General features: G+C 71.5%; 12 protein-coding genes. 2 read left to right on the forward strand and 10 right to left on the reverse strand.

Translation table 11 applies throughout. The annotated features are described in order from the left end of the window. Positions 1–61: 61 nt before the first annotated feature. On the forward strand, positions 62–829 hold the full coding sequence (locus ACFPA8_RS19855) for a sirohydrochlorin chelatase (protein ID WP_386450332.1): 768 nt from the start codon (positions 62–64) through the stop codon (positions 827–829). 655 nt (positions 830–1,484) lie between these two features. Here the strand turns inward: ACFPA8_RS19855 and ACFPA8_RS19860 are convergent. From ACFPA8_RS19860 to ACFPA8_RS19885, 6 genes are all read right to left on the reverse strand, one after another. Further along, on the reverse strand, positions 1,485–1,580 hold the full coding sequence (locus tag ACFPA8_RS19860) for a putative leader peptide (protein WP_386450334.1): 96 nt from the start codon (positions 1,578–1,580) through the stop codon (positions 1,485–1,487). Between the two features lie 241 nt (positions 1,581–1,821). Continuing rightward, positions 1,822–3,054: a S8 family peptidase gene (locus ACFPA8_RS19865; RefSeq protein ID WP_386450336.1), complete on the reverse strand. Its 1,233-nt coding sequence runs from the start codon at positions 3,052–3,054 to the stop codon at positions 1,822–1,824. Positions 3,055–3,563: 509 nt separating this feature from the next. Beyond that, on the reverse strand, positions 3,564–4,091 hold the full coding sequence (locus ACFPA8_RS19870; RefSeq protein WP_386450337.1) for a DUF1697 domain-containing protein: 528 nt from the start codon (positions 4,089–4,091) through the stop codon (positions 3,564–3,566). Positions 4,092–4,164: 73 nt separating this feature from the next. Beyond that, positions 4,165–5,481: a macrolide-inactivating glycosyltransferase gene (gene mgt / locus ACFPA8_RS19875; protein ID WP_386450339.1), complete on the reverse strand. Its 1,317-nt coding sequence runs from the start codon at positions 5,479–5,481 to the stop codon at positions 4,165–4,167. A gap of 152 nt (positions 5,482–5,633) precedes the next feature. Then, entirely contained in the window at positions 5,634–6,896 is a 1,263-nt protein-coding gene (locus ACFPA8_RS19880; protein WP_386450490.1) for an SAV2148 family HEPN domain-containing protein, read from the reverse strand. A 415-nt stretch (positions 6,897–7,311) separates the two neighbouring features. Beyond that, complete coding sequence (locus tag ACFPA8_RS19885; RefSeq protein ID WP_386450341.1) at positions 7,312–7,893, reverse strand: FHA domain-containing protein; 582 nt, start codon at positions 7,891–7,893, stop codon at positions 7,312–7,314. 302 nt (positions 7,894–8,195) lie between these two features. Here ACFPA8_RS19885 and ACFPA8_RS19890 point away from each other — a divergent pair, with 302 nt between their 5' ends. Continuing rightward, entirely contained in the window at positions 8,196–9,161 is a 966-nt protein-coding gene (locus ACFPA8_RS19890) for a GNAT family N-acetyltransferase (protein ID WP_386450343.1), read from the forward strand. Positions 9,162–9,275: 114 nt separating this feature from the next. On the opposite strand, the gene ACFPA8_RS19895 is transcribed toward ACFPA8_RS19890, so the two are convergent. The 4 genes from ACFPA8_RS19895 to murC all read right to left on the reverse strand — a co-directional run bounded on the left by ACFPA8_RS19895 (position 9,276) and on the right by murC (position 13,781). Further along, positions 9,276–9,932, reverse strand: coding sequence for a LysE family translocator (locus ACFPA8_RS19895; protein ID WP_386450345.1), 657 nt, complete (start codon positions 9,930–9,932; stop codon positions 9,276–9,278). Positions 9,933–10,027: 95 nt separating this feature from the next. Then, positions 10,028–11,656 carry an MFS transporter gene (locus ACFPA8_RS19900; RefSeq protein WP_386450346.1) on the reverse strand — a complete coding sequence of 543 codons (1,629 nt, stop codon included), beginning with the start codon at positions 11,654–11,656 and terminating at the stop codon, positions 10,028–10,030. Positions 11,657–11,835: 179 nt separating this feature from the next. Further along, positions 11,836–12,243, reverse strand: a complete 408-nt coding sequence (gene msrB, locus ACFPA8_RS19905; RefSeq protein WP_386450348.1) for a peptide-methionine (R)-S-oxide reductase MsrB — start codon at positions 12,241–12,243, stop codon at positions 11,836–11,838. A 107-nt stretch (positions 12,244–12,350) separates the two neighbouring features. Then, entirely contained in the window at positions 12,351–13,781 is a 1,431-nt protein-coding gene (gene murC / locus ACFPA8_RS19910; RefSeq protein WP_386450349.1) for a UDP-N-acetylmuramate--L-alanine ligase, read from the reverse strand. Between the last annotated feature and the right edge of the window lie 59 nt (positions 13,782–13,840).

Raw genomic sequence — 13,840 nt, forward strand, 5'->3', positions numbered from 1 at the left:
CCCCGACCCCGACCCCCGAGTAAGCCTCCCGCAGGAAGCCTTCAGGAACGGACCCATCACCATGCACGCTGCGACACGGCCCGCCCTCGCCGTCATCGCGCACGGCAGCCGCGACCCCCGGCACGCCGCGACCGTCGACGCGCTCTGCGCGCGCGTACGGGCGCTCCGGCCGGGCCTGCGGGTGGAGGCCGGGTACCTGGACTTCGACGCCCCCTCCGTGCCGCGTCTGCTGGAGCGGCTCGACGCCGAGGGCGTCCGGGACGTCGTCGCCCTTCCTCTCCTGCTCGGCCGGGCCTTCCATGCGAAGTCCGACATCCCGGCGGTGCTCGGGGAGACGACCGCGCGGCTGCCCCGTCTCGACGTACGGCAGGCCGGGGTGCTCGGTCCGCACCCGCTCCTCCTGCAGGCCCTGGAACGGCGGCTGCGGGAGGCCGGGTCGGCACCGGACCGGCGGCACTCCACGGGGGTCGTGCTGGCCTCGGCCGGCTCCTCCGACCCGGAGGCGATCGCAGTGATCGCACAGACCGCGCGGGAGTGGCGGCGCACCGCGGGCTGGTGCGCCGTGCGGCCTGCGTTCGCCTCCGCTTCTCTCCCCCGCACCGCCGACGCCGTCCGCGGGCTGCGCGCGGACGGCGTCGAGCGGGTGGCCGTCGCCCCGTACGTCATCGCGCCCGGACGCCTCCCCGACCGCATCAGGGCGGGCGCACTCGAAGCGGGCGCCGATGTGCTCGCGCCCGTGCTGGGCGCCTCGGAGGAGTTGGCCGCCGTGCTGGCGCTGCGCTACGACGAGGCGGCTGCGGACCGCCGCCCCGTCGCGCTCAGCGCCTGACGGGCGCCGCCCGGCCCGGCTCGTACTTGTAGCCGACCCGCCGGACCGTGACGATGCGTTCCCGGTGTTCCGGGCCGAGCTTGCGGCGCAACCTCGCGATCCCCGGCCCCGGCCGGCGACGGGGCGGGCTCACGGGCGTCGAGGGCGTGGACGGGCCTGAACTCGGCCCTTACGCCCTCCGCTGCGAACAGTTCCCCGGGGTCCGTTCCCTCCGGGACGAGTACGAGATAGCCGACGAGCGGAGGCACGGCTTCTTGCCGCACCTCCTTCTCGACGACCCGGAGATGAAGTGCGGCGGTCGAATGGGCGGCGGAAAGCGCGGAATTCATCGACGGGCTCCTTCGGGACAAGCCTCGTAAGCGAACGGCCGGCCGCAGAGCACACGCCCTCCATGGACTCCGGTGAACTTCCCTGTGGCTTTCCACGGGGCCTCCATGGAGAAATTCCTGGGGAGTTCATGGGGCTTTCATGAGCGTGGCGGCACCGGGACAGCGGTCGTCACGGAAAGCGGCGGGCGGCCGCCGGAAAGGGAAATGGCCGGCCTGGCGGGCTGTGACGCCCACGGGAGCCGGAGGGGGAGAAACCGCAGCGAGGGACCCCTTCGTCTGACGGCGACGGGCTCGCGCGGCGAGGTGGAATCAGCCGGAGGACAGGCTCAGGAACCGGCGGCACAGAGCGCGCCGGCGTGCCGTCGAAGGTCGACGTGCAGCCGCGCGACAAGGTTCGCAGAACGATTCACGGAATTGAGCATGCCGGCAATTCCGGTACGGCGTCAACGAATTCTCCGGGCGTCCCGGATGGCGGATGCGGCATTCCCGAGGGGGCGCGTTCCGTTCCGCGGGAGCGACACCCGGCACAGAGAAGAAGCCGCCCGCCGCGCCCCCTCGGGGGCCACGACGGGCGGCTTTCCGCTCGTGGAGCGGGTGTTGCTCAGGTGTTGCTCAGGGTGCTTCCCGACCAGGGGTCAGGTGTTGCGTCGAGAATCGCCCTGTTCACTCGCCGACGCGCAGGAGCTTGTTCGGCGTGCCCTCGCTCGGGTTGGATATCGCGTCCGGCGTCGCACCGTCGGTCAGGCCCTTGGCCACGTCCGCCGGCTTGGCGTCGGTGTTGGCGCCGAGGAACAGCGCAGCGGCACCCGTGACGTGCGGGGCGGCCATCGAGGTGCCCGAGAGCGTCTCGGTGGCGTCGTCGCTGGTGTTGGAGGACGAGACGATGTCCACGCCCGGGGCGTAGATGTCGACCAGCGAGCCGAAGTTGGAGAAGTCGGCCTGGGCGTCCTTGTCGTCGCTGGCCGCGACGGTGATGGCGTCCTTCACACGGGCCGGCGAGCTGCCGTCCGCGTCCGCACTCTCGTTGCCCGCGGCGATGCCGTACGTGATACCCGCGTCGATGGACTTCTGGACGGCCGCGTCGAGCGCCTCGTCCTTCGGGCCACCGAGCGACATGTTGGCGACGGAGGGACCCTTGGCGTTCTCGGTCACCCAGTCGATGCCCGCGACGACCTGCTCGGTCGTGCCGGAGCCCTGGTCGTCCAGAACGCGCACGGCGACGATCTTGGCCTTCTTGGCGACACCGTGGTCGGTACCGGCGACGGTGCCCGCCACGTGCGTGCCGTGGCCCTGGCCGTCGTCCGCGTTGTCGTCACCGTCGACAGCGTCGAAACCGTGGGAGGCACGGTCACCGAAGTCCTTGTGCGTGATGCGGACGCCGGTGTCGATGATGAAGGCGGTGACGCCCTCACCCGCGGTGTCGGGGAAGGTGTACTTCTTGTCCGCCTCGGTCTTCTCCTGGTCGATGCGGTCCAGGCCCCACGACGGCGGGTTCTCCTGCGTCTCGTTGATCGTGAACTTGTGGTTCTGCACGACCTTCTCGACGCTGGAGTCACCGGCGAGCTCGCGGGCTTCCTGCGCGCTCAGGCCCTTCGCGGAGAACCCGTTGATGGCGGAGTCGTAGGTCTTGTTGACCTTGCCGCCGTACTCCTCGGCCAGGTCGTTGCCCTGCGCCTTCACGGAGTTGGCGCCCTTGCTGTCCTTCAGCATGACGATGTAGCTGCCGTCGATCGCGCCCTTGGCCTTGGTGCCGTAGACGTGGCCCTCGGTGGAGGAGGCGCCGGCGGTGCCCACCAGGGTGGCTGCGCCGATCACAGCGGCAGCGACACCGACGGCCAGAGTGACACGGCGCCGCTTCGCTGACTTCTCCGCATTGCTAGGCGTGTTGATTGCCATGACGAGGGGTCCTCCTCGTGAGGTGTGGGGGGTTGTATGTCGTTTTCACACCCGGGCAGCTTGCGGCGGTGATCCGCAACCGGGTGACTCGAAACACTGTCTGATTGGTCCCCGGACCTCAAGCACTCTGAACGTCTGTGACATAAACAACTTCGAAGACGCACGGCAAAGCGCCCTGTATCACCCCAAGTTGACCTGACGCCACGTCAGTTCGGTCAGATATCTGACCGCGGGGGAATGCTCCGGTCACTTCTGTCCCTCCGGCGACGGGCCGCGCCGTGGGCCCCCGGCTCACCTCTCGACTCCCCCGGCACACCCGCACGCTCGGCCGGTGACTCCGCTCAGCCGGTGAGTCGGCCCGGTCCGTGGGGCGTTCGGCTCGTTGAGCCGGTTCAGGTCGTGAGCCGCTCGGGGTTCGCGGGCCGTTCGGTTCGTGGTTTGTTCAGCTCGTGAGGCGGTTCAGCTCGCGAGCCGTTCGGTTCGTGAGGCGGTTCAGATCGTGAGGCGGTTCAGCTCGCGAGTTCGGTCAGCCGCTGCACCGTGCGCCAGTTGCGGCCGGTCATCGTCACCCGGGGTTTCACCGCTTCGAGAGCGGCGGGAAGTTTACTGCGGCCCATACCGTCCGGGAAGTAGCAGTAGACGGCGCTGCCGATGTGCTCGAAGACGTCGGGCGCGAAGGACGAGGCGTCCAGCGAGTCGAAGTGCCCCTCCGCCGGGGCCTCTTCCAGGAAGAGCACCAGCAGCTTCGCCGGGTCCAGTTCGGCGGCCGGGTAGGGGCAGGCGGCGGCAACGGCTCGCAACTCCTCGGAGGTGCGCACCAGACAGCGGACCTCGAACCCGAAGTGACCCGCGATGGCCTCCTCCAGGAGCGGGCCCGGGTCGGCGTCGTCGGTGGTGAAGACCGCGTTGCCGCTCTGCAGGTAGGTACGGACGTCCACCCACCCGAGCCCCGACATGAGCTCCCTCAGCCGGTCCATGGGGACCTTCTTGTGTCCGCCCACGTTGATCCCCCGCAGAAGCGCCGCATACGTCGTCATGTGCCGCAGCTTAGAAGAGCGGAGGCCCGGTCTGCGGGAGGTCACGCACCCGGGTGCTGATTCGCGGCACCGCTCAACTCCCCCTCGCCACAGGGCTTTCCGCCGCCCCTCCAGCGCCGGGGCGGCGGTCCGGGCCCGCCGGGCGCCGGTCCGGGAGTGCCGCCTCGACGAGGTCGGCCGCCCGCCGGGTCCCTCCCTCGGCGGCCACCGCGGCCTGCATCTTCGCGCACTGCCCGGCGACGCGGGGATCGTTCACCAGGGACTCCAGTGCCTCTCGCAGGGCCTGCGCCGTGGCCTTCTCCTTCGGGACGTGCCGGGCGACGCCGAGCGAGACGAGCATCTCCGCGTTGCCGAACTGGTCGACGGCCTGCGGCACGGCGATCATCGGCGTCGCCGTCGCAAGACCCTCCTGGCTGCCTCCCGCACCGGCGTGCGTGACGAACGCGTCCGCCTCCTCGAGCACGGCCAGCTGGGGGACCCACGAGTGCACCTCGACGTTGGAGGGCACCCTCCCGAGTTCGGCGGTCCGGACGTGTCTGCCGATCTGCAGCACCACGTGCCAGCCCGGCAGTTCGCCGAAGGCCCGCAGGCACTCCCGGTAGAAGTCCGGCTCCTTGGTGAAGGCGGAACCGAGGGAGACCAGCAGCACCCTGTCGTCCTCGGTGCCCGGCGGACGCCGCCAGCGGCCCTGGTGGGACCGGTCGCCCTGGCAGGCACCGACGAAGGTGTACACGGTCTCGTCGACGCGGTCCGCGTTCGGCTGGAGCACCCTGGGAATCAGCACGAGCGACCGGTCCGGCCGGCCCATGAAGGCGTCCGGGTCCATCTGGATGCCGTTCTCCGCGAGCCAGGCGGCGAACCGCCCGTAGTAGGCGGCACCCCGCGGCGTCGACTTCAGCTCGGCGACCATGGGGCCGGACACCTCCTCCTCGTACCCCTCCCACGCCACGAGGTTGGGCGAGAGCTGGATGTGGGGCACGCCCCAGCGGTGGGCGAGGACCCTGGACGGGTAGGACGTGATGTCCGAGAGCACCAGGTCCGGCACGTCGCCCTCGTACGCCGCCGCCAGCTGCGGAAGGGCCTGCTGCGCGTCGTCGAGGAACGGCTCGACGTTGTCGATCAGTTCGGTGCCCCACGCCTCCGGGTCGTCGTCCTCGCCGGGGAGCGTCGAGTGGTAGACGCGCGGTTCCGCTCCCGTCCCGGCGACGAGCTGCGCGAAGGCGGGCGGGATCGCGTACGTGACGCGGTGACCGCGTTCGGCGAGCTCGCGGACGACGTCGAGGCTGGGGTTCACGTGGCCGTGGGCGGCGATGCTGAACATGGCGATATGGGCGGGGCGCCCTGACGGAGCAGTCACGGGATTCAAGCTAGACGAGACGTAACGTCTCACGCAACCGAGCCACTGTGACCCTGAACGGCCGAGAGGCGGGTTCAGGGGAGCCGGAGGGAAGCCGCGGGGAGCCGGAGGGAGCCCGCGGGAGGCCGGGGCGGCGCAGGAACGACGCGCGGCGCACAGGAGAGGAGCGGGCGGCGGAGACGACCTCAGGAGACCGGACGCGAGTCCGCCCACGCGGACTCGAACTCCTCGCGATACGTCTGGAACAGGCCGTGCACGCCTTCGTCCTGCGGCTTGCTCCGGCCGGCTCCGCGCTGGACGATGTCGCGCCCGCTGCCGCGCAGCACCAGCACCGGCGCCTCCATGCCCCGTACGCGGCGCAGATAGTGCTGGACGACGGCGAGTCCGTCCGCTCCGTCGCCGTCGACCATGTACGCGCAGAACCGCGGGGTCTCGTCGAAGACGTGGATCTCGAACGCGCCGGTGTCCCGCAACCGCGAGCGCACCCGGCGCATGTGCAGGATGTTCGTCTCGACGGTCCTGCTCAACTCGCCCTTCTTTATGCCGAGTTCGCGTTCGCGTCGGCGCACGGCGCTGCTCGCCGGGTTGAGGAAGAGCAGACGCATCCGGCAGCCGGAGGCGGCGAGCCGCACCAGACGGCGGCCCGAGTAGTTCTGCACGAGGAGATTGAGCCCTATCCCCATCGCGTCCAGCCGCCGCGCCCCGCCGAAGAGATCCTCCGCGGGAAGCTGCCGCTGGAGCCGCACGCGGTCGGAGTGGATGCTCACAACGTCGGCGAAGCGGTCACCGACGAGGTCCTCGACGGCGTCGACCCGCAACCGGTGCGCCGACGGCGCCGCCTCCCCGTTGGCGCCCAGGAGCTCCAGCAGACGGGCGCACATGCGCTCGGCCTGGGCGAGCACCGTCTCCGAGAGCGCACGGTTGCGGGCGACGGCACTGCGGGCCACCTCCAGCTCGTCCAGGGCGAGTTCGACCTCGCGGCGCTCCTCGATGTACGGCTCGAAGCAGGGCCAGTGCTGCACCATCAGTTCACGCAGCTGCGGCAGCGTGAGGAAGGAGAGAACGTTGTCGTCCGCGGGGTCCAGCAGATAGCCCTTGCGGCGGCTCACTTCCCGTACGGCCACGGCGCGTTGGACCCACTCCTGGCCCGCCGGCCCGGCTGCGGCGATGACCCATTCGTCCCCGTGCACGGGCTCGTAGATGGGCCTCAGCACGGCGGACACCACCGCGCGCAGGCGCTGTTCGACCAGATTCAGCCAGACGTAGGCCCGTCCTGCACGCCGAGCACGGGTGCGCACCTCGGTCCAGGCGTCGGCGTCCCAGTCGAGGTCCGCGCCGATCTCCATCGGGCGGGCCACGGAGACTGCGCCCGCGGGCGCGTCGACGGCCTCCCCGTCAGCGCCGTCGCCGCCTTCACCTGGGGGGAGTTCAAGCCCTCCCGCACCCACCCGCGCACCGCCTTCCTTGCCCCTTTGAGCGATCAAGGAAGACTACTGCGGCCTCCGGGGCGCCGCACCCTGAACCCCCCTCAACTCGCTGTGCTCGTACGGCCGTACGCGTCACCGCGGCAGATTTCGTCCGGTACGCGGCACCTGCGCCCGGCGCGGGCCGGAGCTGTGCGACCGCGCGGCGGAAGGCAGTCACCTGGTCACGCTCTCCTTCCGGGGGTTCGACAGACCCTCGTACTACCGGCTGACCGGTGCCGCGCGCTACTCCAACAAGTCGACGGACACGGGTAATTCACCGTTGCTGCGCAGCCCTCACGTACGGCCGCCCGCACGATCGCGCGACGGCTCAGAGAGCACGGGAAGGGAAAGCGCTTCCCCTCGGGCGGGGGCCGGACTCCGGGACGCGGCCGGACCGTCAGGCGTGCGGCGGCAGTCCCGCCGGGGGCGGCTGGGCCACGACGAGGCGGAAACCGATCTGACCGAAGCGCACCACGTCGCCGGGGCGCACCGTGACCGACCCCGTCACCCGGCTGCCGTTGACCCAGGTTCCGTTGCTGGAGCCCAGATCGCGCAGCTTCCAGCTGCCGTCGCCCGTGCTGCGCAGCTGCGCGTGCGAACGGGAGACGGTGTAGTGGCTCAGCCGCAGCATCGAACCCGGCGCACGGCCGATGGAGAAGGGGTACGAGGCCGGGGCGGGCAGCAGCAGCTCCGGCAGGCTCCGGGACTGCCACGTCTTGCGCACACGCTGCCGGAAGTCGAAGAGCCGGGTGATCGCGGCGACGTACCAGCGGCTCCGGGGGCGCCGGGTGGGCAGGTCGTGCAGTACCGCATCCAGTTCGCTGTGCCATTGCGCACGGAGGATGGCGTCCGTGCGCCGCATGAACGTGTCCTGCGAGACCCGCCCCTGTGCGGCCCCCTCACGCAGCACCTCGAGAGCCCGCTCCCTGTCCGCGTCCGACAGCCGCGGCGGGTACGCACCGAACTCGAGAGATGTCATGCTCACATTGTCTGGACGCTCAAAGTCCCTGTCCAGGCCGGGCGGTGGGCAGTAGCGGAATGAAGACATCTGCGCCGCGCCGCCTCGTGCCTCGTGCCGTGCCGGCGGACCACGGGCCCGCACCGGAATACTCGCTGGCGCCCGCCCGCACCGCGCACTAGGTTGACCGTACGCCCGAGTCCACGGAAGGAGGCGAGAGTTCGATGTGCAGCAGCTGCCTCACGCGCTCCCGCCCCGTCCGCAGGGCGTCCGACCAGCACTGACCGGGAGCGCAACACCCCTTCCGGAAGGTCCCTTTCACCATGACCGCACATCTGGTCGTCCGTGCGCTCGGCGAGTCCGAGGCGCGTTCCGTCTTCACCTCCCTGCACGATCCTGGCCTCGTCGGCCGTCCCCTGCTCGGCCGCCCGTACACGACCGTCGGCGAAGGCGGTGAGTACCGTCCCGAGTGGACGTGGGTCGCGCTCCGCGGGAACAGCGTGGTGGCCCGAGCCGCCTGCTGGGCCGCTCCGGACGACGAAGTGCCCCTGGTCCTCGACTGGTTCGACTTCCTGCCCGGCGAGGACGACGCCGCCGTCCGGCTGCTTCGTGAGATGCCGCACCACGTCGACTTCGAACTCGTGCTCCCGCCCGGCTGGCGCACCGAGCCCGAGGTGCGGGCGGCAGCCGAGGCCCGCATCGGCGCTGCCACGGCAGCCGGTTTCCGCCCGCTCGTCGAACGCTTCCGCTACAGGTGGACACCGGAGTGCGGCCTGCCGGAGCATCCGCAGCGGCTCAGCTTCCGTCCGGAGCCGGACGACGAGGTGATCCTGGACGTCCTGCGGCGCATCCAGCACGGCACCCTCGACGCGCATGCCCGCCGGGCCCTGGAGGAGGCCGGGCCGGGAGCGCCGGAGGCCGGCATCGAGCAGGCCGCGCAGGAGGAGCTGGAGCACTTCCGCTGGATGACCTCCCCCCGCGAGTGGTGGCGGCTCGCCCACACGGCGGACGGTGCACTGGCCGGCCTGCACGTGCCGGGGAGGATCCCCAGCGGCCCGGCGGTGGGCTTCATCGGGGTCGTACCGGAGCAGCGCGGCAACGGCTACGCCTACGACCTCCTGGCCGAATGCACCCGGCAGCTGCACCGGGCAGGAGCGACGTCGATCGCCGCGGCCACCGACCTGGGCAACGCCCCGATGGCCGCCGCCTTCGCCAGGGCGGGGTATCCGGTCGTGGAGCACCGCTTCTGCATGTCGGCGCCGGAACGGCGCCCCGTCCCGGCTGCGTAGAGGCACAGGCAGCACGGCCGCGGCTCCCGCGCTCTCCGGGGTGCGGGACCCGCGGCCCGGTGCGAGGGCCCGCCCACGGGAACAGGCGACCCGAGCCTTCCACGGGCCTTCGCCTCAGCCCTCCAACGCCAGCCGTACGCCCAGCGCCACCAGCACGCCGCCCGAGACCTGCTCCAGCCTGCGGCGCACCCGCCGGCGGGAGAGCACCCGCCGCAGCCGCCCCACGAACCACACGTACAGCGAGTAGTAACCCACCTCGAAGACCGCCCACGCTGCCGCCAGCGTCACCATCAGCGGCAGCTGGGGTGCGCCCTGCGGCACGAACTGGGGGAGGAAGGACATGGCGAAGATCGCCGCCTTGGGGTTGGCCAGGTTGAGCAGCAGCCCCGCACGGTAGGCGCGCCGGCCGGGGATGTGCTCCCGCTCCGCCTTTCCCTGCCGCCGCGGGTCCGGGTCCCCCTCGTCGTCCGACGCCTCGAAGCCGCCGCCGCGCCTCGCCGTACGCAGGGCCTGCACACCGAAGACGATCAGGACCGCCGCTCCCCCGAACCGCAGGACGTCGTAGGCGAGCTGCGAGGCGGCCAGCAGCGCTGTCAGGCCGAAGGCGGCGACGACTCCCCAGATGAAGACCCCCGTCTCGTTCCCGAGGACGGTCATCTGCCCGGCACGGCGGCTGCGCAGCGAGTTGCGGATGATGAGCACCGTGCTGGGTCCGGGAGACATCGCCACCAGCAGGCACGCGCCGAGGAAGGGCAGGAGGGTCGACAGCATGCGCCCATCGTGTCCCTGTTCCGGGCCGCGGCCAACCCGTTTCCGCTGCTGCCGGCCCCTGCGCCGGGCAGACCGGCACCCTCGGACCGGCACCCTCAGTCCGGCACGTCTCGGACCGCGGTGGCCCGTGCCTGTGCGTCCCGGCCGCGCCCCGGCAGGAACGCCGCGATCAGCAACCCCGTGAGGGCGGCGCCCGCAGCGATGAGGAACGAGGCGCGGAACCCGTCCGGGGTGGGCACGGCGGTGCCGTCGAGCGGCGTGCTCATACGGGCCAGGACGACACCCACCACAGCACTCGACGTCGAGGTCCCGATCGAACGCATCAGCGTGTTCAGGCCGTTCGCGGCGCCCGACTCGGACGGGTCGACCGCGCCGAGGATCAGCGCGGGCATGGCCGAGTAGGCGATGCCGATGCCGAACCCGATGAGGACGGCGGTGAGTACGACCTGCCACACCGCCCCCATGAGGGCCGTACCGGCCAGATAGGCGACGGCGAGGATCACCAGCCCCGTCATGAGCGAGACCTTGGGGCCGCGGGAGTCCGAGATCCGGGCGGAGAGCTTCGAGACGAGCATCATCGCGATGCCCATGGGCGCCACGCACATCCCGGCCACGAGCATCGAACGGCCCAGCCCGTAGCCGGTGGAGCGCGGCAGCTGGAGCAACTGGGGGAGCACCAGGGTCGCCGCGTAGAAGGCGAGTCCCACGGTGATCGAGGCGAGATTGGTCAGCAGCACCTGCCGCCGGGCCGTGCTGCGCAGGTCCACGAGCGGCTGGGCCAGCCGCAGCTCCATCACGCCCCACCCCAGGAAGATCACCAAGGAGGCGGAGAAGATCCCGAGAGTGGTCGCACTGCCCCAGCCCCACGCCGCGCCCTTGGATATCGCGAGCAGCAGCGCGACGAGACCCGCCGCCAGACCGACGGCGCCCGCGAAGTCGAAGCGTCCTCCCTGACGCCTCGCCGACTCCGGCACCACCGTGCGCACCAGAACCATCGCGAGCGCGCCGATTCCGGCCGATCCGAAGAAGAGCACGTGCCAGTCGGTGCGCTGGGCCACGTAGGCCGCGAGCGGCATGCCGAGGGCGCCGCCGGTGCCGAGGGACGAGCTCATGAAAGCCATCGCCGGGCCGAGACGGTCCGGCGGCAGCTCGTCGCGCATGATGCTGATGCCCAGCGGGATGGCGCCCATCGCGAACCCCTGCAGGGTCCGTCCCGCGACCATGGGTACGAGCGTCGAGGCGAGTCCGCAGACGAGCGAGCCCAGCACCATCGTGCCGAGGCTGGCGAGGATGAGGCGGCGTTTGCCGTAGAGGTCCCCGAGGCGTCCCATGACGGGCGTGGCCACCGCGCCGGAGAGAAGCGTCGCGGTCACGACCCAGGCGGCGTCGGACGTCGTGGTGCGCAGCAGCTGGGGCAACTGGGCCACGACCGGGACGAGCAGCGTCTGCATGACGGCCACGGAGATACCGGCGAACGCCAGCACGGGGACCACTCCCCTGAGGTGACGTGGCCCACTCCCGGCCCGGCCCCCCTGCTTTCCCTCCTCGGACGGCTCGGACAGCTCGCCCGGCTCACCCGGCTCGCCCCGCTCGCCCCGCTCGCCCCGACCGTGAGCCCCCTGTGCCGCGTCCCCCCGGCTGCGCCCGTCTGCTTCCTCCGGCAGCGCACGCCCGGGACCCGTCCCGGATATGAGGGGTGAGGCGGCATCGCGGGCCTGCGTCATGCGGTCTCCGGGGAATCGGTCGTACGTGTGGTCCAGTGCACGGGCAGCCTGCGGATACGCGCGGTCCGCGATTACGTGCAGCGTACAAGTGAACCGGGACACTCCGCCCGGTCGTTCCACGGCAGCCGCCGGACGCGGAGCGGCGGACCGACGCCCGTCGGTCCGCCGCTCCGCCCGCGTCAGGAGCCGTCCGGCTCCAGCCGCACCGAGATGCTGTTGATGCAGTAGCGCTGGTCCGTCGGGGTCGGGTAGCCCTCGCCCTCGAAGACGTGACCCAGGTGGGACCCGCAGCGGGCGCACCGCACCTCTGTGCGGAGCATGCCCATCGTGCGGTCCTCGATCAGCTCCACGGCGTCCGAGCCGGTCGGGTCGTAGAAGCTGGGCCAGCCGCAGTGCGACTCGAACTTCGTGTCGGAGCGGAAGAGTTCCGCTCCGCACGCCCGGCAGTTGTAGACGCCGGTCGTCTTGGTGTCCGTGTATTCGCCGGTGAAGGCGGGCTCGGTGCCGGCCTGCCGCAGGACGCGGTACTCCTCAGGGCTGAGTTCGGCCCGCCACTGCTCCTCCGGCTTGTCGATCTCGTACGCCACGACGGCCTCCTCAGCTCGATCCGGTCATGATGTGCACGCTCCTCGCGCTGCACGTGCCTCGCCTCCGCCCGCACGGCCCCGCGCCCGAGCACCGGCCGCGCGGCCGGTCAGTGGGCCAGCCCGGCGAGGATCTGCGGGCCGAGATCGGTGACGTCCCCGGCCCCCATGGTCAGAACAAGGTCTCCCGGCCCGGCCATTCCCGCGACGAGCTCCGAGCCGGCCGCCCTGGATTCCCCGTGCCGCACATCGGCGCCCGCAGCGCGTGCGGCATCGATGATCAGCTCACTGGTGACCCCGGGGACCGGGTCCTCACGGGCGGGATAGATGTCGAGGACGACGGAGGCGTCGGCCAGCGCGAGCGCCTCCCCCATCTCCGTGGCCAGTTCCTGGGTGCGGCTGAAGAGGTGCGGCTGGAAGAGGACCAGCACGCGTCCGTCGCCCGCACCGCCCCGGATGGCCTCCAGGTCGGCGGTCATCTCCGTCGGGTGGTGCGCGTAGGAGTCGATGACCTGCACGCCGTTCGCCTCGCCCATGAGCTGCAGACGGCGCCGGACCCCGGTGTACGTCCCGAGGGCCTTGGCCAGCTCGTCCGCCGGGAGGCCCATCTCGGTCCCGGCGACGAGCGCGGCGACGGCGTTGTTCGCGTAGTGCCTGCCGGGCACGAACACGGCGAAGGTGAGTTCGGCACCGTCCAGCAGCACGGTCGTCTCGCTGGTCAGTCCGTGCGGGGTGATGTCGAGGACGCGTACGTCCGCGTCGGCCGCCTCGCCGTACGTGCGCACCTTCACCTCCCCGCGCTCGCGCACCCGGCGCGTCAGCTCGCGCGCTCCTTCCTGGTCCGCGGAGACGATCAGGGTGCCGCCGGGGCGGATGCGGCGGGCGAAGATCTCGAAGGACTCGTAGATCTCCTCCATGGAGGCGTAGTTGGCGTGGTGGTCGAGCTCCACGTTCAGCACGACGGCCACTTCGGGCGCGTACTTGTGGAAGCTGCGGTCGCTCTCGTCCGCCTCCGCCACGAAGATCTCACCGCGGCCGTTGTGGGCGTTGGAGCCCGGCTCGTCGAGGTCGCCGCCGATGGCGTACGACGGGTCGAGGCCGAGCGAGCCCAGGGCAACCGCGAGCATCGACGTCGTGGTGGTCTTGCCGTGGGTGCCGGCCACGGCGAGCGGCCTGCACGCCTCCATCAGAGCGGCCAGGGCGTCCGAGCGGTGCACCACGGGGACCCCGCGCTCTGCGGCGGCGGCCAGTTCGGGATTGTCCGGCCGGATGGCGCTCGAGACGACCACCGACGTGGCATCGGCCGCCAGGTTGGCGGCATCGTGGCCGATGTGCACCTTCGCACCCAGGCCGCGCAGCGCCGTCACGGACAAGGACTCCCTGGCGTCGCTGCCTTCGACGCGGGCGCCGCGCTGACTGAGGATCTTCGCGATGCCGGACATCCCGGCACCGCCGATGCCGATGAAGTGCGGACGTGCCAGAGCCGCCGGGACGGTCGGGCGGGCCGGTGCCGTGGCCGGGTCGGCTGCGTCGGCTGCCATGGGGGCGCCTCCAAGCTCGTGCTCTCGTGAACGGGCGCGGTACGCCCTCCGACAACGGG

The organism is Streptomyces ovatisporus (assembly GCF_042653885.1).
Classification (GTDB): Bacteria; Actinomycetota; Actinomycetes; order Streptomycetales; family Streptomycetaceae; genus Streptomyces; species Streptomyces ovatisporus.

Coding starts and splice junctions, on each gene's coding strand:
- ACFPA8_RS19890 (WP_386450343.1), top strand. CDS start 8,196: ATGACCGCACATCTGGTCGTCCGTGCGCTCGGCGAGTCCGAGGCGCGT.
- ACFPA8_RS19870 (WP_386450337.1), bottom strand. CDS start 4,091: ATGACGACGTATGCGGCGCTTCTGCGGGGGATCAACGTGGGCGGACAC.
- ACFPA8_RS19855 (WP_386450332.1), top strand. CDS start 62: ATGCACGCTGCGACACGGCCCGCCCTCGCCGTCATCGCGCACGGCAGC.
- ACFPA8_RS19865 (WP_386450336.1), bottom strand. CDS start 3,054: ATGGCAATCAACACGCCTAGCAATGCGGAGAAGTCAGCGAAGCGGCGC.
- murC (WP_386450349.1), bottom strand. CDS start 13,781: ATGGCAGCCGACGCAGCCGACCCGGCCACGGCACCGGCCCGCCCGACC.
- ACFPA8_RS19900 (WP_386450346.1), bottom strand. CDS start 11,656: ATGACGCAGGCCCGCGATGCCGCCTCACCCCTCATATCCGGGACGGGT.
- ACFPA8_RS19895 (WP_386450345.1), bottom strand. CDS start 9,932: ATGCTGTCGACCCTCCTGCCCTTCCTCGGCGCGTGCCTGCTGGTGGCG.
- ACFPA8_RS19860 (WP_386450334.1), bottom strand. CDS start 1,580: ATGCTCAATTCCGTGAATCGTTCTGCGAACCTTGTCGCGCGGCTGCAC.
- ACFPA8_RS19885 (WP_386450341.1), bottom strand. CDS start 7,893: ATGACATCTCTCGAGTTCGGTGCGTACCCGCCGCGGCTGTCGGACGCG.